At 72.9% G+C, this 19,688-nt stretch carries 16 protein-coding genes; 7 read left to right on the top strand and 9 right to left on the bottom strand.

Annotated features, from left to right (window positions below):
• Positions 1 to 27 precede the first annotated feature (27 nt).
• From ACZDYF_RS16305 to ACZDYF_RS16290, 4 genes are read right to left on the bottom strand one after another with little or no spacing between them, the layout of a single operon-like run.
• Positions 28 to 369 carry a non-heme iron oxygenase ferredoxin subunit gene (locus tag ACZDYF_RS16305; RefSeq protein ID WP_030152220.1) on the bottom strand — a complete coding sequence of 114 codons (342 nt, stop codon included), beginning with the start codon at positions 367 to 369 and terminating at the stop codon, positions 28 to 30.
• A gap of 10 nt (positions 370 to 379) precedes the next feature.
• On the bottom strand, positions 380 to 1,612 hold the full coding sequence (gene sufD / locus ACZDYF_RS16300; protein ID WP_475059528.1) for a Fe-S cluster assembly protein SufD: 1,233 nt from the start codon (positions 1,610 to 1,612) through the stop codon (positions 380 to 382).
• Complete coding sequence (gene sufB, locus ACZDYF_RS16295) at positions 1,613 to 3,067, bottom strand: Fe-S cluster assembly protein SufB (protein ID WP_191791376.1); 1,455 nt, start codon at positions 3,065 to 3,067, stop codon at positions 1,613 to 1,615.
• A 1-nt stretch (position 3,068) separates the two neighbouring features.
• Positions 3,069 to 3,968 (bottom strand): helix-turn-helix transcriptional regulator, encoded by a 900-nt coding sequence (locus tag ACZDYF_RS16290; RefSeq protein WP_475059517.1) that lies wholly within the window; start codon positions 3,966 to 3,968, stop codon positions 3,069 to 3,071.
• A 171-nt stretch (positions 3,969 to 4,139) separates the two neighbouring features.
• Here ACZDYF_RS16290 and ACZDYF_RS16285 point away from each other — a divergent pair, with 171 nt between their 5' ends.
• Positions 4,140 to 5,099 carry an ABC transporter ATP-binding protein gene (locus tag ACZDYF_RS16285; protein WP_191791377.1) on the top strand — a complete coding sequence of 320 codons (960 nt, stop codon included), beginning with the start codon at positions 4,140 to 4,142 and terminating at the stop codon, positions 5,097 to 5,099.
• Positions 5,096 to 5,902, top strand: a complete 807-nt coding sequence (locus tag ACZDYF_RS16280; protein WP_191791378.1) for an ABC transporter permease — start codon at positions 5,096 to 5,098, stop codon at positions 5,900 to 5,902. The genes ACZDYF_RS16285 and ACZDYF_RS16280 overlap by 4 nt, the downstream gene beginning before the upstream one ends.
• 40 nt (positions 5,903 to 5,942) lie before the next feature.
• On the opposite strand, the gene ACZDYF_RS16275 is transcribed toward ACZDYF_RS16280, so the two are convergent.
• The gene (locus ACZDYF_RS16275; protein WP_475059505.1) at positions 5,943 to 6,770 is read right to left on the bottom strand and encodes a hypothetical protein; all 828 of its coding nucleotides are present in this window, start codon (positions 6,768 to 6,770) and stop codon (positions 5,943 to 5,945) included.
• Between the two features lie 194 nt (positions 6,771 to 6,964).
• Between ACZDYF_RS16275 and ACZDYF_RS16270 the strand changes: the two genes are divergently transcribed.
• From ACZDYF_RS16270 to ACZDYF_RS16260, 3 genes are all read left to right on the top strand, one after another.
• Entirely contained in the window at positions 6,965 to 7,903 is a 939-nt protein-coding gene (locus ACZDYF_RS16270; protein ID WP_475059498.1) for a COX15/CtaA family protein, read from the top strand.
• 176 nt (positions 7,904 to 8,079) lie between these two features.
• Complete coding sequence (locus tag ACZDYF_RS16265) at positions 8,080 to 9,108, top strand: ATP-binding cassette domain-containing protein (RefSeq protein WP_191791381.1); 1,029 nt, start codon at positions 8,080 to 8,082, stop codon at positions 9,106 to 9,108.
• Positions 9,105 to 9,938 carry an ABC transporter permease gene (locus ACZDYF_RS16260; protein WP_475059488.1) on the top strand — a complete coding sequence of 278 codons (834 nt, stop codon included), beginning with the start codon at positions 9,105 to 9,107 and terminating at the stop codon, positions 9,936 to 9,938. The genes ACZDYF_RS16265 and ACZDYF_RS16260 overlap by 4 nt, the downstream gene beginning before the upstream one ends.
• A 63-nt stretch (positions 9,939 to 10,001) precedes the next feature.
• Here ACZDYF_RS16260 and ACZDYF_RS16255 read toward each other — a convergent pair whose 3' ends face one another.
• Together ACZDYF_RS16255 and ACZDYF_RS16250 are read right to left on the bottom strand one after the other, a co-directional pair.
• On the bottom strand, positions 10,002 to 13,382 hold the full coding sequence (locus ACZDYF_RS16255; RefSeq protein WP_475059485.1) for an AfsR/SARP family transcriptional regulator: 3,381 nt from the start codon (positions 13,380 to 13,382) through the stop codon (positions 10,002 to 10,004).
• Positions 13,383 to 13,474: 92 nt separating this feature from the next.
• Positions 13,475 to 14,098, bottom strand: coding sequence for a sugar O-acetyltransferase (locus ACZDYF_RS16250; RefSeq protein WP_475059480.1), 624 nt, complete (start codon positions 14,096 to 14,098; stop codon positions 13,475 to 13,477).
• Positions 14,099 to 14,172: 74 nt separating this feature from the next.
• Here ACZDYF_RS16250 and ACZDYF_RS16245 point away from each other — a divergent pair, with 74 nt between their 5' ends.
• Complete coding sequence (locus tag ACZDYF_RS16245) at positions 14,173 to 14,745, top strand: TetR/AcrR family transcriptional regulator (RefSeq protein WP_475059473.1); 573 nt, start codon at positions 14,173 to 14,175, stop codon at positions 14,743 to 14,745.
• A 171-nt stretch (positions 14,746 to 14,916) separates the two neighbouring features.
• The gene (locus ACZDYF_RS16240) at positions 14,917 to 17,214 is read left to right on the top strand and encodes an exo-beta-d-1,3/1,6-glucosidase (protein WP_475059469.1); all 2,298 of its coding nucleotides are present in this window, start codon (positions 14,917 to 14,919) and stop codon (positions 17,212 to 17,214) included.
• A 96-nt stretch (positions 17,215 to 17,310) separates the two neighbouring features.
• On the opposite strand, the gene ACZDYF_RS16235 is transcribed toward ACZDYF_RS16240, so the two are convergent.
• Together ACZDYF_RS16235 and ACZDYF_RS16230 are read right to left on the bottom strand one after the other, a co-directional pair.
• The gene (locus tag ACZDYF_RS16235; RefSeq protein WP_204808661.1) at positions 17,311 to 17,955 is read right to left on the bottom strand and encodes an NUDIX domain-containing protein; all 645 of its coding nucleotides are present in this window, start codon (positions 17,953 to 17,955) and stop codon (positions 17,311 to 17,313) included.
• Position 17,956: 1 nt separating this feature from the next.
• A complete protein-coding gene (locus ACZDYF_RS16230) occupies positions 17,957 to 19,633 on the bottom strand; it encodes a CTP synthase (RefSeq protein ID WP_307824065.1) in 1,677 nt (558 codons plus the stop codon).
• Between the last annotated feature and the right edge of the window lie 55 nt (positions 19,634 to 19,688).

Below are 19,688 nucleotides of genomic sequence, written 5' to 3'. Positions count from 1 at the left end.
CTCCAGTATTCGAGAAAGTTCAGGGGGTCAGGACGGGGAGACGGTCTGGTCGATGTCGACGAGCACGCGCTCGCCGTCGATCGTGACCGGGTAGACGGGCACGGGGCGCATCGCGGGCAGCGCGGTGGGCATGCCGGTCCGCAGGTCGAACTGCGAGCCGTGCAGCCAGCACTCGATGAAGCAGCCCTCGACCTCGCCGTCGGACAGCGAGACCGCGCCGTGGGAGCAGATGTCCGAGATGGCGTGCCAGTTCCCGTCTCCGTCGCGGACGACCGCGACCTCGACAGGGCCGCTCTCGCCCTCGAGCTCCACACGCAGCGCCTCCTCGGGCGCCACGTCGTCGGTCATGCAAGCAAGCTGTGCAGTCATGCGGGTCGGGTCACCGGCCTTCGATGACGCTCATCGACTTGGCGAGCTCGGCCTCGATCGAGGTGAGCAGGCGCTCCTCGACCGACGGGACGCCGATCTCCTGGATGAGCTCGGCGAAGAACCCGCGGACCACGAGGCGACGCGCGTCGGTCTCGGGGATGCCGCGCGCCTGCAGGTAGAAGAGCTGCTCGTCGTCGAAGCGGCCGGTCGCCGAGGCGTGCCCGGCTCCCTCGATGAGGCCCGTCTCGATCTCGAGGTTCGGCACCGAGTCCGCGCGCGCGCCGTCCGACAGGACGAGGTTGCGGTTGAGCTCGTAGGTGTCGGTGCCCTCGGCCTCGGTACGGATCAGCACGTCGCCGACCCAGACCGTGTGCGCGCCCTCGCCCTGCAGCGCGCCCTTGTAGGTGACGCGCGACTTGCAGCTCGGCACGGCGTGGTCGACGAAGAGGCGGTGCTCCTGGTGCTGGTCGGCGTCCGCGAAGTACAGGCCGACCATCTCGACCTCGCCACCGGTACCGGTGAACTCGGCGTCCGGGGTCACACGGACGACGTCTCCGCCGAAGGTCACGACGACGTGCTTGAGCTTGGCGTCGCGGCCGATGCGGGCGCGGTGCGAGCTCGCGTGCACGGCGCCCTCGCTCCAGTCCTGCACCGAGACGACCGTGAGGTGCGCGCCGTCCTCGACGACGATCTCGACGGTCTCGGTGAGCGTCGCGGAGCCCACGTGGTCGATGACCACGACGGACTCGCTGTGGCGCTCGGCGTGGACGAGCAGGTGCGTCGCGGTGGGCTCGTCGGACAGTCCTTCGATGCGCACGGACGTGATGTCGCTGGCCACCGCCTCGGCGGGGATCGTGACGACGGTCGCCTCGGCGAACGCGTTCCACGCGGTCACGGCGGTGCGGTCGCCCGGGACGCCCGCGCGGCCGAGGCGCTCGTCGTCACGGCCGACGATCGCGACGTTGACCTCGGGGGCCTCGACCACCGTCGTGCGCACGCCGGCGCTGCCGAGCTGGGTCGAGAACAGCGGGGCGAGGCGCTTGACCGGGGAGAAGCGCCACTCCTCCTCGCGGCCCGTGGGCTCGGTGATGACGGCCGGGTCGAACGAGGTGATGCGCTCGGCGCGCGAGCCCTGCGGCGTGCCGCCGACCCCGTGCGAGTGAGCGCCGTCCTGGACGGCCTGGGAGTGGTCCGTGCTCAGGGCGACCGGCCCGGTCTGTGTGGTGCTCGCAGTAGTAGTCATTTAGCCGACGGACCCTTCCATCTGCAGTTCGATGAGGCGGTTGAGCTCGAGCGCGTACTCCATGGGCAGCTCACGGGCGATGGGCTCGACGAACCCGCGCACGATCATGGCCATGGCCTCGGTCTCCGCCATGCCTCGGGACATGAGGTAGAACAGCTGGTCCTCGCTCACGCGCGACACGGTCGCCTCGTGACCCATCGACACGTCGTCCTCGCGGACGTCGACGTACGGGTAGGTGTCGGACCGGGAGATCTGGTCGACGAGCAGCGCGTCGCACAGAACGGTGGAGGCGGAGTGCTCCGCTCCCTCGAGGACCTGGACAAGACCGCGGTAGGACGTGCGCCCACCGCCGCGCGCCACGGACTTCGAGACGATCGAGGAGGACGTGTGGGGGGCGGCGTGCACCATCTTGGCGCCCGCGTCCTGGTGCTGGCCCTCGCCCGCGAACGCGATCGACAGCGTCTCGCCCTTGGCGTGCTCGCCGAGCAGGTAGATCGCGGGGTACTTCATGGTGACCTTGGAGCCGATGTTGCCGTCGACCCACTCCATCGTCGCGCCCTCGGCGGCCGTCGCACGCTTGGTGACGAGGTTGTACACGTTGTTCGACCAGTTCTGGATGGTCGTGTAGCGCACGCGGGCGTTCTTCTTGACGATGATCTCCACGACCGCGGAGTGCAGCGAGTCGCTCGAGTAGATCGGGGCGGTGCAGCCCTCGACGTAGTGCACGTACGAGCCCTCGTCCGCGATGATCAGCGTGCGCTCGAACTGGCCCATGTTCTCCGTGTTGATGCGGAAGTAGGCCTGGAGCGGGATCTCGACGTGGACGCCCGGGGGGACGTAGACGAACGAGCCGCCGGACCACACGGACGAGTTGAGCGCGGCGAACTTGTTGTCACCCGAGGGGATGACGGTGCCGAAGTACTCCTGGAAGAGCTCGGGGTGCTCGCGCAGCGCGGTGTCGGTGTCGAGGAAGATGACGCCCTGCTTCTCGAGCTCCTCGTTGATCTGGTGGTAGACCACCTCGGACTCGTACTGGGCCGCGACGCCGGCGACGAGGCGCTGCTTCTCCGCCTCGGGGATGCCGAGCTTGTCGTAGGTCTCCTTGATGTCCTCGGGCAGGTCGTCCCACGAGGTCGCCTGCTTCTCGGTGGACCGCACGAAGTACTTGATGTTGTCGAAGTCGATGCCCGACAGGTCGCTGCCCCAGTTGGGCATGGGCTTCTTGTCGAACAGGCGCAGGGCCTTGAGGCGGTAGTTCAGCATCCACTCGGGCTCGCTCTTGAGCGCGGAGATGTTGCGCACGACCGCCTCGGAGAGGCCACGCTGCGCCGTCGCGCCGGCGTCGTCCTTGTCGTGCCAGCCGTAGCCGTAGGAGCCGATCGAGGCGATGATCTCCTCGTCGGACTGGCCGGTGCTCTGGGACACGCCGGCGGTGTCCTGGGTGGGAGCGCTCATGTCATTCCTTCCACGTTCCGTCGACGACGGAGGGGGGCGGTGGGGCGGTGGTCGATGAACCTGTCGGTTCGGGGTGTCGTGCTGGGAGGTGCGCCGGGGCGCGCGGTCCGCGCGCGGTGGCACGGCGTCCGGTGGTCTGGTGCCCGACGGCGTCGCTCGCCTCGGGGGCGCGGGTCACCGCGGGGAGCACGGGGACGTTGGTCGTGCAGGCGTGCCCGCCGCCCGCGAGGGTCGCGAGCCGCTGGACGTGCGAGCCGAGGAGCTGGGAGAAGACCTGGGCCTCGGCGTCGCAGAGCTGGGGGAACTCCTCGGCGACGTGCTGGACGGGGCAGTGTCCCTGGCAGAGCTGGACGGTCGCGGTCCCGGCGACGGGGCGCACGCTCGCCGCGAACCCGTCCTCCGCGAGGACCGTGGCGAGCTGCTCGGCACGGCCCGCGACGTCGTCGGCCGTGATGCGGCTCGCGTAGCGGTCGGTGAGCTCCTCGAGGCGGCGGTGCGCGAACTCCTCGACCGCGTCCTCCCCGGCGACGTCCCGCAGGTAGCGCAGCGCCTGGGTCGCGAGGTCGGGGTAGGCCCCCGAGAGCTCGGACTGGCCGCGGTTCGTGGCGACGTAGTGGCGGGCAGGACGCCCGCGCATCCCGGTGCCCGCGCCCGACTCGTGGACGGCGATGAGCCCGTCGGTCTCGAGCTGGGCGAGGTGGCGGCGGACGCCTGCGGGCGTGAGGCCGAGGTCGGTCGCGAGCGAGGCAGCGCTCACGGGACCGTCGGAGACGATGAGCGCGAGGACGCGCTCGCGCGTGGTGCCGTCGCCGTCGACTGGGGCGTGCGTGTCGTTCGGGCCCTGGAGGGCGAGGGGTCCTGCGGACGGCACGGCGCGGGAGGTACGTGCGTCGTCGCTCATTCCTCACCTCCACGTCGTCGGCCTGCTGGGTTCCTTCCGCCTGGCCCACGGGCGCGCAAAGATCCCGGGAGGCGTCATCGATATAGGTAACAGTCTCATGCGCTAATTGTTCCGACGCAAGCAAGGCGTACCTCACAGCCACCCCCAGCCGGCTCCCCTACAATCGCCACCGTGCCCGACTCCCCCGCCGTCGTCCTCCAGGACGTGGTCAAGCGTTATGACGGCCGGGCGGTCGTCGACCACCTGAGCCTGACCGCCTCCCGAGGCGCCGTGACCGCCGTCCTCGGCCCCAACGGGGCCGGCAAGACCACCACGATCGAGTGCTGCGAAGGCCTGCGCGCCCCCGACGAGGGCAGCGTGCGGGTCCTCGGCCTCGACCCCCTGCTGAACGCGCGCGACCTGCGCCCGCGTGTCGGGGTCATGCTCCAGGACGGCGGGCTGCCCACGGGCGTGCGCGCGCTGGAGATGCTGCACCACGTCGCGTCGATGTACGCGAACCCTCGCGACGTGGCGGAGATCACGGAACGCCTGGGGCTCGCGAGCTTCGCCCGGACGACGGTCCGGCGCCTGTCGGGCGGTCAGCGTCAACGCCTCGCGCTCGCCGCGGCGATCGTAGGCCGCCCCGAGGTCGTGTTCCTCGACGAGCCGAGCGCGGGCATGGACCCCCAGAGCCGCCACGCGGTGTGGGAGCTCGTGCGCGAGCTGCGCGCGGACGGCGTCGGGATCGTCCTGACGACGCACCTCATGGACGAGGCCGAGGACCTCGCGGACCACGTGTACATCGTGGACCACGGGCAGGTCATCGCCTCGGGCGCGACCGCCGAGCTCCTGCACGCGGGCCCGTCCGCGGACGGGAACCGCACGCTGCGCCTCGAGGCCCGCGAGGGCCTGGACACCGGTGCGCTCCGCAAGCGCGTCGAGTCCGGCCCGACGACGTCGCCCGCCTCGGCGTGGACCGTCACCGAGACGCAGCCCGGCTCGTACAGCGTGACCGGGCCGGTCGACCCGTCGACCGTCGCGGTCGTGACCGCGTGGCTCGCGGACGAGGGCGCGCTCGCCTCGCGCCTGACGATCGGCCGCCGCACCCTCGAGGACGTGTTCCTCGACCTGACAGGACGAGAGCTCCGATGACCGACCAGACGACGGCCGGCCCGGTCGCCTCGGACCCCGCCGCGCCGGCCGCGACAGACGGAGCCGCCCCCGCGTGGCGCCGGGTCGCGTCGCAGACGGCGTTCGAGACGCGCATGATCCTGCGCAACGGTGAGCAGCTGCTCGTGACGATCATCCTGCCCGTGATGCTGCTCGTCGGGCTCGCTCGCACGTCCTTCATCGACCTCGACACGCAGGGGTACTCGCGCATCGACTTCGTGACCCCGGGCGTCCTGGCGCTGGCCGTCATGTCGACGGCGTTCACGTCGCAGGCCATCGCGACGGCGTTCGACCGTCGCAACGGCGTCCTGCGGCTGCTGTCCACGACGCCGCTGGGCCGCGGAGGCCTGCTCGCGGGGAAGATCCTCGGGGTGCTCGCGGTCGAGGTGGTCCAGGTGGTCGTGCTCGGCGGGGTCGCGCTCGCCCTGGGCTGGTCCCCGGACCCGGCGGGGATCCTGCCCGCGCTGCTCGCGGTGCTGCTCGGCACCGCGGCGTTCACGAGCCTCGCACTCCTGCTCGCGGGGACGCTGCGCGCCGAGGGCGTGCTCGCGGTCGCGAACCTGCTGCTCGTCCTGCTGACAGTCGCGGGCGGCGTGCTCGTCCCTGCGGCCCAGCTCCCCGGGGCGCTCGAGCAGGTCGCGCTGCTGCTGCCGTCGGGCGCGCTCGGCGAGGCCATGCGGGGAGCGCTGCTCCTCGGCGAGGTGCCCGCGTTCTCGGTGGTCGTGCTGCTCGGCTGGACCGCGGCCCTCGGGTGGGGAGCGGGCAAGCTGTTCCGCTGGCACTGAGGGTCTGCCGGCACCGAGGGGCCGCCGGCCCCAGGTCGCCTCAGGCGCCGGGCCAGGCCCCCGCGGCCTCTGCCGCCGTGGCGGGCAGGCGCAGCCACTCCAGCACGGCGGTCCACGCCTTCTCGTCGATCGTCGTGCCCGTGCACTCGAAGGACAGGACGGTGCTGGTCCGCATCGCCACCCCGGAGTAGCTCGTGCGGGTGGTCGCCCGAGCCAGGACCCGGCTCCGGACGGGCGATCCTGAGCGCTCGACGGTCCACTCCTGGGTCGCGACGTTCGTCCCCCTGCGCGGTTCGGTCCGCTCCTCCCCGAGCACGAGCGACTCCGACTCCGCGGACACGTTCTTCGCTCCCCGCTCGGCGGCGAGGACGTCCCGGAGCACCGCGAACGACGCGTCCCGCGCGGCGCCCGGGACGTCGTCCGTCGGGCCGTCGGTCGGGGCCGCGGTCGTGGTGGTGGACAGGGCGCAGCTCCCGTTCGAGCTCAGGACGGTCCACCCGTCACGGGCCTGGAACCTGTGGGACACCGAGAACCCCTGGGGCTGGAGCACCATGAGCGGGGTGTAGGTGTCGACCAGCACCCGGCGCAGCTCCTCAGGGTCCGGCACGTGCTCGTCGGGGACGTCCGTGGGCGCTGTCACCACGGGCGGTTCCTGGGTGCCGTCCCCTGCTCCGTCCACGGTGGTCGAGGTCGGGCTCGGCGTCGGGTCCGACGGCGCGCTCGTCCCCCCACCGTCCGTCTCGTGCGCTGCGCTCGGGCCGGGCTGCGCCTGGCCCCCTGACGTGCAGCCTGCGAGGACGCCCAGGGTCAGGGTCACCGCCAGCAGGCGGCCGGGCCGAGCGACGACGGACGGACGGCGAGCAACCATGCGAACCCCCTGGACGGTCGAGACAAAGTCTCGTCAGAGTATCGGTCGCGTCAAGAACTCGCCTGCTCGACGCCCGCCCCTCGGAGCCACGCCGCTCGCTCTCCCCCGGACCCGCGCCCGATCCGGGCCAACATCACACCCGGACGCCGCGCCCGGATGGCGGGCGCCGCTCCGCGCGCGGCTACCTTTGGACGGTGAGCAGCGCAGAACTCGCCCCCGTACCCACCTCCCCCGCCTGGTACGCGAAGGTCGACCGCTTCCGCCGCTGGACCCGACCGGTCCTCGTCGCGAACCTCGTCGGCCAGATCGGCATCATCGTGACCGGGGGCGCGGTGCGTCTGACGGGCTCGGGGCTCGGCTGCTCGACGTGGCCGCTGTGCGAGCCCGGGAGCTTCACGCCCGAGTTCCACTCCGCGATGTCGATCCACCCGATCATCGAGTTCGGCAACCGCACGCTCACGGGCGTGCTGGGGATCATCGCGGTCGCGCTCCTGCTGCTCGTGTGGACGGACGCCTCGCGCTCGTCCTCGTACCGGCGACTCGGCTGGGCGCCGCTCGGTGGCGTCGCGGCGCAGGCCGTGATCGGCGGCATCACGGTGCTGCTGCACCTGCACCCCGCGGTCGTCGGGTTCCACTTCCTCGTCTCGGCCGCGCTCGTGTGGGTCTCGGCGTACCTGCTCTACCGCCACGGCGAGGGCGACAAGGCGCCGGTGGCCGTCGTCGACGCGGGCACCCGTGTCGTGGGTCGCGTGCTCGCGGCCGTCTCGGTGCCGCTCCTCGTCCTGGGGGTCCTGGCCACGGGCTCGGGCCCGCACGGGGGCGACGACGAGGTCGCGTACCGCTTCGCCCTCGACCCGGCGCTCGTCAGCAAGCTCCACGCGGCCGCGGTGTGGCTCTTCCTGATCGTGCTCGTCGTGCTCGCGGTGCGGGTCCTCCGACAGGCCGACGCGCCCGCCCGTGCCCGCAAGGCCGTCGTGGTGCTGGTCGCCGTGACGCTCCTGCAGGGCCTGATCGGCTACGTGCAGTACTTCACGGGCCTGCCGGAGATCCTGGTCGCGGCGCACATGCTGGGCGCCGGCCTGCTCATCACGTCGCTCACCTGGACGCTGCTCTCGTTCCGCGTCCGCGACTGATCGCTCCGGGCGCCGCACGGCGTTCCAGACGGGCCACCGTCCCCTCGGGACGGTGGCCCGTCTGCGTCCAGGGAGCCGCCGGGGGCCCCGGCGGCGACAGCGACGTGACAGCGCCCTGACACCGCCGTGACAGGCACCTCCCGGAGGCTGGGTCCATCAGCCACCAGGAGGAATCCATGACCCACGAATGGGCGGTCGAGGCGCACGGCCTCGTCAAGACGTTCGGCGACAACCGGGCGGTCGACGGCGTCGACCTGAGCATCCGCACCGGCTCGGTGTACGGCGTGCTCGGCCCGAACGGCGCCGGCAAGACCACCACCATCAGCATGCTCGCGACGCTCCTGCGCCCCGACGCGGGCGAGGCCCGGGTCTTCGGGCACGACGTCGTCCGCGAGTCCCAGGTCGTGCGCCAGCTCATCGGCGTCACGGGCCAGTACGCCTCGGTCGACGAGACGCTGAGCGCGACCGAGAACCTCGTGATCTTCTCGCGCCTGCTCGGACTGGGTCGGGCCGAGGCTCGACGCAAGGCCGCCGAGCTCCTCGAGACGTTCGGCCTGACCGAGGCGGCCACGCGCCCCCTGAAGAACTTCTCGGGCGGCATGCGCCGTCGCCTGGACCTCGCGGCGAGCCTCATCGCGCAGCCGCCGCTGATCTTCCTCGACGAGCCCACGACGGGCCTCGACCCTCGCACCCGCGCGCAGATGTGGGACACGATCCGCGAGCTCGTCGCGACGGGTTCGACGGTCGTGCTCACGACGCAGTACCTGGACGAGGCGGACCAGCTCGCGGACCGGATCGCGGTCATCGACCGGGGCCGCGTGGTCGCGGAGGGCACGGCCGACGAGCTCAAGGACGCGGTGGGCAACCAGTCGCTCCAGCTCGGGCTCGTCGCGGCCGCGGACCTGGGGTCGGCGCTCGACATCGTGACGACGTTCGGCGTGCCCGCGACCACGTCCCCCGAGGCCCGGCGCATCACGGTCCCGGTGACGGGCCCCGACGAGGTCACGGACCTCCTGGTCCGGCTGCGCGAGGCCCGCATCGCGGTCGACTCGATCAGCATGGACAAGCCGAGCCTCGACGAGGTGTTCCTGACCCTCACGGGCCACGGCGTCGCGGCCGACGTCGAGGACGACAGCCCGGGCACGGCTGCCGCCGGCGACGTCGCCCACGCCACCACCAGCACGCGAGAGGAAGCCCTGCGATGACCACGACCCTCACCGCTCCCCGTCAGCAGATCCAGGCCGGCTCCGACCGCAGCCTGTCCAACCGCACGAGCGCCGGCCAGACGGTCCGCCACACGGTCACCATGGCGTACCGCGGGCTCCTGAAGATCCGCCGGACGCCCGAGCAGCTCGTCGACGTGACGGTCCAGCCGATCCTGTTCACGCTCATGTTCACGTACATCTTCGGCGGCGCGATCGCGGGCGACGTCGTGAGCTACCTGCCGACCATCATCCCGGGCATCCTCGTGCAGACCGTCATCACGACGTCGGTCGTCACGGGCGTCCAGCTCCGCGAGGACATGGACAAGGGCGTGTTCGACCGCTTCCGCTCGCTGCCGATCGCGCGCATCGCGCCGTTGTCGGGCGCGCTGCTCGCGGACACCGTCCGGTACGGCATCGCGACGACGCTCACGTTCGCGATGGGCTACGCCATGGGCTACCGCCCCGAGGGCGGCCTGGGTTCGGTCGTCCTGGCCGGCCTGCTCGTGATCGTGTGCTCGTGGGCCGTGAGCTGGATCTTCGCGTTCTTCGGCGTGATCGCCCGGACGGCGTCGAGCGTCCAGGGGATCTCGATGATCATCCTGTTCCCGCTCACGTTCCTGTCGAACGCGTTCGTCCAGCCCGACACCATGCCGGGCTGGCTCCAGGGCTTCGTGAACCTCAACCCGGTCTCGCACCTGGTCACCGCGGTGCGCGAGCTGACGAACGACGGGGTGCTCGGTGCGGACGCCGTGATCTCGCTCGTCGGCGCGGCGGTCATCGTCGCGATCTTCGCCCCGCTCACGGTGCGGGCGTACATGCGCAAGGCCTGAGCGTCGCGATCGACCACGGGCGGGCGGTGCCCCGGCGGATCCTGCCGGGGCACCGCCCGCCCGTCATGCCGTGGGCCGGGTCCAGGGTGCGGTGCGCAGGATCTTGATGACCCGGTCGGGCAGGTCGTCGTGCCCCAGCTGCCCGACGGCGTCGCGCACCTCGTCCACGTGCGCGTCACCGTGCAGGGTGCGCGCCCAGGCGACGTGCGCGGGCGTGCGGAGCGAGGGAACGTCCTGGCGTGCTCCCATGCGGCGCGCGAGCTCGAGGAGGGTGAGCCCGTCGTCGACCCGGTCGAGGCCCGGGGAGGCCCACAGGTACGTCCCGAGGGCGAGCGCGGCCGTGCCGAGGACGGGGTAGTCGACCATGCCGGGCGCGGCGCGATGACCGGCGACCATCCGCACCCGCAGCTCGCGGGCCAGGCGCTCGGCCTGGGCCGAGGGCAACGCGTCCGGCTCCCACGGCCCGGTCGTCCCGTGCGCGGGCAGCAGCAGGGTCGACAGCCAGCCGGCCGCGAACATCGTGTACCAGGGCGAGCGGCGCGCGGCCCCGCTCCCGACCGCCGCGTTGGCGGCCTCGAGCTCGGCCAGGGCGCGCGCGTGGTCACCGCGGGCGACGGCGATCTCGGCCAGCCCGGCGTGCCCGATCGAGCGCAGCTCGTGCGCGGTCCCCCCGATCCCGGAGGGCACGGGGTCGTCGTCGGTCTCGACGAGCGACGTGAACAGCGGCTCTGCCTCCGCGACGCGCCCGACGAGCGCGAGGTTGGTCGCCTCGAGCCAGTCGAGCTGGCGCAGGTCCTCGTCGGCGTGCAGCCTGCCGAGCCCCTCGCGGGCCGTGTCCACCCACTCGAGCGCCCGCGCGGCGTCGCCCTGCTCGCTCGCGAGCTGGGCGAGGAAGAGCGCCGACGTCGCGGCTCCCCACGTGTCCTGGGTGCGCGTCGCGAACCCGTGCGCGACCGTGACCTGGGCGATCGCCTCGTCGAGGCGTCCGTTGTTCTCCGAGAGCTGCGCGCTGAGCAGATGAGCCACGAGCGCGACGAACGGGTCGTCGGACGTGTGGAGCTCGGCGAGCCGCGGCCCCATGCCGAGCGGGTCGCCCGCGTCGGCCAGGAGGTCGGTGAGCGCGGCCGCGCGCGAGCCGATGTCGGCGTCGCGGTGCAGGCGCCGCAGCCTCGCCGCGGCCCGGACCCCGGTGGCCGGGTCCCCGTTGGGCGTCGAGGCGGTGAGCAGGAACAGCACGATGCCCGCCTCGCGCGTGAGCTGCTCGACGGGGACGTCCGGTATGCCCCGCACGAGCCTGCCCTGCCAGCCCGCGACGACGCGCAGCACGTCGCGGCCGAGCCCGACGACCTCGGTGTGCGCCCCGCGCAGGGACCAGTGCAGGCCGAGCGCGTGGAAGACGGGCAGGACCACGTCGGCGCGGTCGGCCGCGAGCGCCGTGCGCAGCACGTGCAGGAGGTTCTCCTGCTCGACGCGCAGGGCGAGCATCGCGGGGACCTGCGTGGTCCCTTCGAGGCGGGCGACCTCGCGACGTGCGAGGTCGACCGCCCATCGGTAGGTCGTTTCCTGGGCGGTCTCGCGCTCACCGGCCTCGTCGAGCGCGAGCGCGCCGAACTCACGCACGGTCTCGAGCATGCGGTAGCGCGCGGTGCGGCACAGAGGTTCGTCGGTCACGGTCAGGAGGGACTGGTTGACGAGCGCCTCGACGTCGTCGAGCCCGACGGCGCAGGCCGCCTGGGCTGTCTGCACGCCGAACCCGTCGGGCAGCAGGGACAGGCGGCGCAGCAGCTCCTGCTGGGGCGCGGTGAGGAGGTTCCAGCTCCAGTCGATGACGGCGTGCAGGGTCCGGTGGCGCGCGGGGGCGCTGCGGTCGCCCGTGGTGAGCAGCGCGAAGCGGGCGTCGAGGCGGCGCTCGATCTCCTGGACGGACAGCGTGCGCACGCGCGCCGCAGCGAGCTCGATCGCGAGCGGCAGGCCGTCGAGGTGCGCGCAGAGCCGTTCGACGACGTCGTCGGGCAGGTCGGCGCCGGGGCGGGCCGCGAGCGCCCGGGCGCGGAAGAGCTCGACGGCGGGCCCCGTCCCGCCGCCCAGGACGCCGGTCGTCGCGAGCGGTTCGAGAGGGTGCACCTGCTCGCCGCCGACCTGCAGGGGTGACCGGCTGGTCGTGAGGATCGTGAGCCCGGGGGCCACGGCGAGGAGCTCGGCGGCCCACGCGGCGGCCTCGTCCACGACGTGCTCGCAGTTGTCGAGCACGAGCAGGGTCTCGGTCTCCCCGAGACGGTCCGCGACGAGCTCGTGGACCTCGGTGCGCGCGACCTGGTCCCCGAGCCGCAGGCCCCGCGTGTCACGGATCTCCAGGGCGGACGTGAGGGCCAGGCCGACGTCCTGGCCCGTGCGCACGCTGGCGAGCTCGACGACGGCCACGAGCGGGGTCGTCGCGCTCGCGCGGCGCGCGACCTCCTGGACGGCCCGGGTCTTGCCCATCCCGCCCGGCCCGAGCACCGTGACGAGCCGGGAGCGCGCGAGCAGGTCGAGGATCGTGACGACGTCGGCCTCGCGCCCGACCAGGGCGTTGGGCGCCGCACGCAGACCGAGCACCGTGCCGCGGCGTGGTGGGCGGGACGACGGCGCGAGGGCTGCGGTGCCGTCGGTGCTGCCGCTGCCGGCGACGACGGGAGCGGTGGCGGTGGTCGTGGCGGTGCCCTGCAGGATGCCCGTGTTGAGCGCGACCAGGTCGGCACGCGGGTCGGCGCCCAGCTCGTCGGCGAGCCGGGTGCGCAGCGCCCCGAAGGTGCGCAGCGCGTCGGCGGAGCGGCCGGCGCCCACGTAGGCGCGCAGGAGCGCGAGGTGCGCGTCCTCGTCGAGCGGTGCCCGCTCGACCGCTCGCTCGGCCCACCCGACGGCGTCCTGGTGGTCGCCCGCGGCGAGGAGGGCGTCGAGGAGGGCCTGCTCTGCCTCGGCGCGGCGGCGCTCGGCCGTCGCGACGAGATCCTCACCGACCGGGCTGCCGACCAGGTCGAGCAGGTCGTCGCCGGGTTCGCCCCGCCACAGGTCGAGCGCCGCGCGTGCGGACGCGACGGCCCCCAGGGCGTCTCCCGCCGCGAGCGCGACCGCGGCCTCACGGGTGCGCTCGCGAGCGACGTCGAGGTCGCTCTCGGTGAGCAGCACGTAGCCGCCGGGGGCCGAGACGAGCGCCCCCTCGGCCAGCACGGCGCGCGTGCGGGAGACGAGGCTCTGGAGCGCCGCACGAGGGTCCGCCGGCTGCTCGTCGGGCCAGAGGTCCGTGATCAGCGCCGAGGCGCTCACGGTCCGACCCTGCGCGAGCACGAGCGCGACGACCAGGGCTCTCGCGCGAGCGCTGGAGGGAGCGACGAGGGCCCCGTGGCGCCCTTCGACGACTACCGGCCCGAGGACGAGAGCGCGAGGGCGCGGAACCGACGAGGACACCCGCCACACTCTAGTGCGCGCGGGCCGCGCACCCTGGAGGTGACGCCGGGGCCCGACGGCGCGCGACGCCGTCGGGCCCCGGTCCGTCCGCGTCAGGCGACCGGCGTCCCCGCGGCGAGCGCCTCGCGGTCCTGGTCGTCGACCGGGCGCAGCACGCGGCACGGCGAGCCGACCGCGAGCACGCGCGGCGGGACGTCGCGCGTCACGACGCTGCCGGCGCCGATGACCGAGCCCGCGCCGATCGTGACCCCGGGCAGGACGACGACGTTCGACCCGATCCAGACGTCGTCCTCGATGCGCACGGGCAGCGAGAACTGGGTCCCGCCGCGACGGGCCTCGGGCGAGAGGGGGTGACCGGCCGTGGCGATCGTGACGTGCGGGGCGAACAGGACCCGGTCACCGACGTGGATGTCGGCGTCGTCGACGAGGACCAGGTCGAAGTTGGCGTAGACGTGGTCCCCGAGGTGCACGTGCGACCCGTAGGACACGCTGAGCGGCGGCTCGATCCACACACCCTCGCCGATCGACCCGAACAGCTCGCCCAGGATGGCGGCACGCTCGGCGACCTGGCCCGGTCGTGAGTGGTTGAAGTCGTAGGCGAGCTCCTTGCCCGCGACGCGCTCGGCCTCGAGCTGCTCGAGGCCGTCGCCGAAGTCCACGTAGGGCTCGCCCGTGTTCATGCGTGCTCGGACGGAGCGGTACTGCTCGGTGGTCATCGTGGTCTCCTGGTCGTTCGGTGGGCGTCGCACGCTACCGGTCGGCAGGGTGCGGTCACGCATAGGATCGTCGGGTGGCGAGGGACGGGGTGTACGCGAAGGGGCGGCTCAAGCGCGAGGAGATCCTCGACGTCGCGCTCGAGGTCTTCGCCGACGAGGGGTACCGCGGCACGAGCCTGCGGACCATCGCGGCGCGCTGCGGGCTCACGGTCGCGGGGCTCATGCACTACTTCGACTCGCGCGAGGACCTGCTGACCCAGGTGATCGTGCGACGGGACCAGACCGGTCGGCCCCTGCACCACGACGCTCCCCGCACGCTCGCCGAGAACGTCCGGGGCAACGCCGATCGCCCCGGCCTCGTCGAGCTGTTCGTGTCCCTCACGGCCGCGGCCCGCGACCGTGAGCACCCGGCGCACGAGGTCCTGGCCCAGCGGTACGCGGGTCTGCGGGCCACGCTGCGCGACGACGTCGTCGCCCGGCAGGAGGCCGGCGAGCTGCCCGGGCGCCTCGACCCCGACGCTCTCGCCCGTCTGATCCTGGCGACCGCCGACGGAGCGCAGCTCCAGTGGATGGTCGACGACGAAGCGAGCCTCGAGGGCCCGCTCGACACGCTGCTGTACGACGTGCTCGGCCTGGCGCGACCCTAGTCCACGGCCGCGCCGGGGGTTCTGGCGGCGTCCCTCCACCCTCTCGCTCCTTCGCGCCGGACCATTTACCTATCAGTGTATGGTTTTCTCGGACCGCCCGCGGACGCCCCCAGGCCCACCGCACCGGACCTCCGCCCCCGCGCCACCGTCGTCGTCTCGAAGGGACACCCCATGCCCGACCGCCTCCCCTACCAGGACCCCACCCTCCCGGTGCCCTCCCGCGTGGCCGACCTCGTCGGCCGCATGACGCTCGCGGAGAAGGTCGGACAGATGATGCAGCTCAACGCGGCCGACGGCGTCGAGCGGCTCGTGACCGAGATCCACGTCGGCTCGATCCTGCACACCTCCCCCGAGAACGTCCTGCGCGCACACGAGCTGGCGTCCGCGACCCGCCTCGGGATCCCCCTGCTCATCGCCGAGGACTGCATCCACGGGCACTCGTTCTGGGAGGGGGCGACGATCTACCCGACCCAGCTCGGCATGGCCGCCACCTGGAGCCCCGGGCTGCTCGAGCAGGTCGCCCGGGCCACAGCGGTCGAGGTCGCCTCGACCGGCAACCACTGGACCTTCTCGCCCGTCCTGTGCATCACGCGCGACCTGCGCTGGGGCCGGGTCAGCGAGACGTTCGGCGAGGACCCGTTCCTCATCGGCGAGCTCGCGTCCGCGATGGTCCGCGGGTACCAGGGCGAGGGTCTGAGCGACCCGACGGCGATCCTCGCGACCGCCAAGCACTTCGCCGGGTACTCCGAGACCCAGGGTGGGCGCGACGCGAGCGAGGCCGACATCTCACGGCGCAAGCTGCGCTCCTGGTTCCTCCCGCCGTTCGAGCGCGTCGCGCGCGAGGGGTGCCGGACCTTCATGCTGGGCTACCAGTCGATGGACGGCGTCCCGATCACGGTCAACGACTGGCTCCTGAGCGAGGTGCTGCGCGGCGAGTGGGGCTACACCGGGACCCTCGTCACGGACTGGGACAACGTGGGACGCATGGTCTGGGAGCAGCACATCCAGCCCGACCACACCCACGCCGCGGCCGCGGCGGTCCGCGCGGGGAACGACATGGTCATGACGACCCCGCAGTTCTTCGAGGGAGCGCAGGACGCCGTCCGCCAGGGGCTGCTCGACGAGGTCGACCTCGACGCCGCCGTGGCACGCATCCTCACCCTGAAGTTCGAGCTCGGCCTGTTCGAGGACCCACGCCGCCCCGACCCGGCCCGGCAGGCCGAGGTCATCGGCTGCGCGCAGCACGCGGACCTCAACCTCGAGGTCGCGCGGCGCTCGCTCGTCCTGCTCACCAACGACGGGACCCTCCCGCTCGACGGCGGGCACGTCGCCGGGCCGGACGGACGCGCGGCCCGCGCCGACGCCCCGGGGCGCCCCGTACGCCGGGTCGCGGTCGTCGGGCCCAACGCGGACGACCCGGACACCCAGCTCGGCGACTGGGCCGGACGGTCCGGTCAGGCCGACTGGCTGACCGACGGGCACCCGCGCGAGATGACCCAGACGGTGCTCGACGGGTTCCGCGACCACGTCCCCGCCGGGTGGACCGTCACGCACGCACGAGGTGCCGACATCCTGACGCTCGTCCCCGACCCGGACGGCGAGCTGTTCCCCGACGGGCAGCCCCGCCCCCAGGTCGTGCTGCCTGCCGCACCGGACGCCGACCTGATCGCCGAGGCCGTCGCGGCCGCGCACGACGCCGACTACGTCGTGGCAGTCGTCGGGGACCGGATCGAGCTCGTGGGCGAGGGACGGTCGACCGCGACGCTCGACCTCGTGGGCGCACAGGTCGCGCTCCTCGACGCGCTCGCCGCGACCGGGACCCCGCTGGTCGTCGTGGTGGTCGCGTCCAAGCCGCTCGTCCTGCCGCCCTCGGCACGCGACGCGGCCGCGATCGTGTGGGCCGCCAACCCCGGCATGCGCGGCGGGCGGGCGATCGCCGAGCTCGTGCTCGGTCTGGTCGAGCCGTCGGGCCGCCTGCCCCTGTCGTTCGCGGAGCACGTCGGGCAGCTTCCGGTGTACTACAACCAGCTCCCCGGCCAGCACGGGACCCGCTACGCCGACCTCACGCAGCGCCCGCCCTTCGCGTTCGGCGAGGGCCTGAGCTACACGACGCTCGAGTACTCGGCGCTGACCGTCCTCGACACCGCGCTGGGGCTCGACGACACCGTGCACGCGCAGATCACGGTCACCAACACGGGCGCGCGGCCGGCCCGGGAGACCGTCCAGGTCTACGTGCGCGACACCGTGACGTCCGTGACGTGGGCCGAGAAGGAGCTCAAGGCGTACCGGCAGGTCGACCTCGCCCCAGGCGAGTCGCGGATCGTCGAGCTCGAGGTCCCCGTCGCGGACTGCACGCTCGTCGACGCCCAGGGTCGGCGCGTCGTCGAGCCCGGCGCGTTCGAGCTGCTCGTCGGACCGTCGTCGCGGGACGAGGCGCTGCTCGTGGCGGGCTTCACGGTCACGAGCTGAGGCGAGCACCCCGGGCGACCACCCCGGGGGTACGACGAAGGGCCCGACGGCGCGTGACGCCGTCGGGCCCTTCGTGGCAGTGCTGCGGTACGCCCCTCAGGCGCGCGGGTCTCCACCGCGCCGCTCGGGCCACGGGCTGTCGGCCGGGCGCAGGGCGGACCAGCCGGTCGCGCGCGCGGCGGCGGCCGCCAGGATCCCGACGACGGCCGACGGGTTGTGCAGGTCCCCCGCCAGGACCGCGGACACGGCCTCGTCGAGCGGCACCCAGCGCAGCTCCATGCCCAGCTCCTCGGCCTCACGCTCGTGGCGCTCGGCCTCGGGGACCTGCGACAGGTCACGCGCGAGGAAGACCCGCAGGGCCTCGTTGCTGCCGCCCGGCGACGTGTAGTAGTCCGCCAGGACGTCCCAGCGCGCAGCGCGCAGGTCCGCCTCCTCGAGCAGCTCCCGGGCGGCCGCGGCCTGCGCGTCCTCCCCGTCCACGTCGAGCAGACCGGCCGGCGGCTCCCACAGCTCGCGCCGCACCGGGTGCCGGTACTGGTGCAGCAGCAGGACCCGTTCGTCCTCGTCGAGCACGACGATCGCGACCGCACCGGGGTGGTCGACGAACTCGCGCGTCACGACGCCGCCCTCGCCCAGGTCCACGGACTCCGAGCGCAGGTCGAAGATGCGGCCCGCGTGCAGGACACGCTCCTCGCTGACGTCCCGGGCCACCGGGACGTCCGCGAGCGGGCGGACGCTCACGTCAGGCCGTCCGAGCCTCGAGCGCCGCCGCGACCAGGCCCGCGAACAACGGGTGGGCACGCGTCGGACGGCTCTTGAACTCGGGGTGCGCCTGCGTGCTCACGTAGTACGGGTGCACGTCGGCCGGGAGCTCGACGAACTCGACGAGCGACGAGTCGGGCGAGGTGCCCGAGATGACCAGGCCGGCCTCCTCGAGGCGCGCGCGGTAGGCGTTGTTGACCTCGTAGCGGTGACGGTGACGCTCCGTGACCGACTCGGAACCGTAGGTCTTGGCGACCACGGAACCAGGACGCAGCGCGGCCTCGTACGAGCCCAGACGCATGGTGCCGCCCAGGTCGCCCCCACCGTCGACGATCGCGAGCTGCTCCTCCATCGTGGCCACGACGGGGTTCTTGCTCTCCGGGTCGAACTCGCTCGACGACGCGTCCTCGATGCCCAGCACGTTGCGCGCGTACTCGATGACCATCGACTGCAGGCCCAGGCAGATGCCGAGCGTCGGGACCTTGTTCTCGCGGGCCCAGCGCAGGGCGCCGAGCTTGCCCTCGATGCCGCGCACGCCGAAGCCGCCCGGGACCAGGATCGCGTCGGCCCCGCCGAGCGCGTCCTCGGCACCCTCGGGCGTCTGGCAGTCGTCCGAGGGGACCCAGCGGATCGTGACCTTCGCGTCGTTGGCGAAGCCACCCGCACGCAGCGCCTCGGTCACGGACAGGTAGGCGTCCGGCAGGTCGATGTACTTGCCGACGAGCGCGACCTCGACCTGGTGCTCGGGCTGGTGCACGCGCTCGAGGAGCTGCGACCACCCGTCCCAGTCCACGTCGCGGAACGCCAGGCCCAGACGGCGCACGACGTACGCGTCGAGGCCCTCCGAGTGCAGCACGCGCGGGATGTCGTAGATGCTCGGCGCATCGATCGCGTTGACCACGGCCTCGTTGTCCACGTCGCACATGAGCGCGATCTTGCGCTTCACGGGCTCGGGGACCACGCGGTCCGCGCGCAGCACGATCGCGTCGGGCTGGATACCGATCGAGCGCAGCGCGGCGACCGAGTGCTGCGTCGGCTTGGTCTTGAGCTCGCCCGACGGGCCGATGTACGGCACCAGGGAGACGTGCAGGAAGAAGACGTCGTCACGGCCGAGCTCGTGCCGGACCTGACGGGCGGCCTCGAGGAAGGGCTGGGACTCGATGTCGCCGACCGTGCCGCCGATCTCCGTGATGATCACGTCGACGCCCTCGCCCGCCTGGGCGCGCATGCGCGACTTGATCTCGTCGGTGATGTGCGGGATGACCTGCACCGTGTCGCCGAGGTACTCGCCGCGACGCTCCTTGGCGATGACCTGCGAGTAGACCTGGCCCGTCGTCACGTTGGACGAGGCCGGGAGCTCCACGTCGAGGAATCGCTCGTAGTGCCCGATGTCGAGGTCCGTCTCGGCGCCGTCCTCGGTCACGAAGACCTCGCCGTGCTGGAACGGGTTCATGGTGCCGGGGTCGACGTTGAGGTAGGGGTCGAGCTTCTGCATCGTGACGCTCAGGCCACGGGATCGGAGCAAGCGACCCAGGCTCGAAGCCGTCAGCCCCTTACCGAGAGAGGAGGCCACGCCGCCGGTCACGAAGATGTGCCGGGTGCTGTGGTCCGAGCGGCCGCCGGTGAGGGCGTGGGGTCTGTTCAGGTGATCTGCCACGGAACTCCATCCTAACAGTGACTCGTCGGGGCCGCTCCGGATCCGGGGGTCCGCG

The organism is Oerskovia sp. PE-21s (genome assembly GCF_056158145.1).
The sequence above is the reverse complement of the archived record's forward strand: the minus strand, read 5'-3'. Positions and strand labels throughout refer to the sequence as shown.

Excerpts from the sequence above, each read along its gene's own strand:
- ACZDYF_RS16305 (WP_030152220.1), bottom strand. The coding sequence starts at position 369 with ATGACTGCACAGCTTGCTTGCATGACCGACGACGTGGCGCCCGAGGAG.
- sufD (WP_475059528.1), bottom strand. The coding sequence starts at position 1,612 with ATGACTACTACTGCGAGCACCACACAGACCGGGCCGGTCGCCCTGAGC.
- sufB (WP_191791376.1), bottom strand. The coding sequence starts at position 3,067 with ATGAGCGCTCCCACCCAGGACACCGCCGGCGTGTCCCAGAGCACCGGC.
- ACZDYF_RS16290 (WP_475059517.1), bottom strand. The coding sequence starts at position 3,968 with ATGAGCGACGACGCACGTACCTCCCGCGCCGTGCCGTCCGCAGGACCC.
- ACZDYF_RS16280 (WP_191791378.1), top strand. The coding sequence starts at position 5,096 with ATGACCGACCAGACGACGGCCGGCCCGGTCGCCTCGGACCCCGCCGCG.
- ACZDYF_RS16275 (WP_475059505.1), bottom strand. The coding sequence starts at position 6,770 with ATGGTTGCTCGCCGTCCGTCCGTCGTCGCTCGGCCCGGCCGCCTGCTG.
- ACZDYF_RS16265 (WP_191791381.1), top strand. The coding sequence starts at position 8,080 with ATGACCCACGAATGGGCGGTCGAGGCGCACGGCCTCGTCAAGACGTTC.
- ACZDYF_RS16260 (WP_475059488.1), top strand. The coding sequence starts at position 9,105 with ATGACCACGACCCTCACCGCTCCCCGTCAGCAGATCCAGGCCGGCTCC.
- ACZDYF_RS16250 (WP_475059480.1), bottom strand. The coding sequence starts at position 14,098 with ATGACCACCGAGCAGTACCGCTCCGTCCGAGCACGCATGAACACGGGC.
- ACZDYF_RS16240 (WP_475059469.1), top strand. The coding sequence starts at position 14,917 with ATGCCCGACCGCCTCCCCTACCAGGACCCCACCCTCCCGGTGCCCTCC.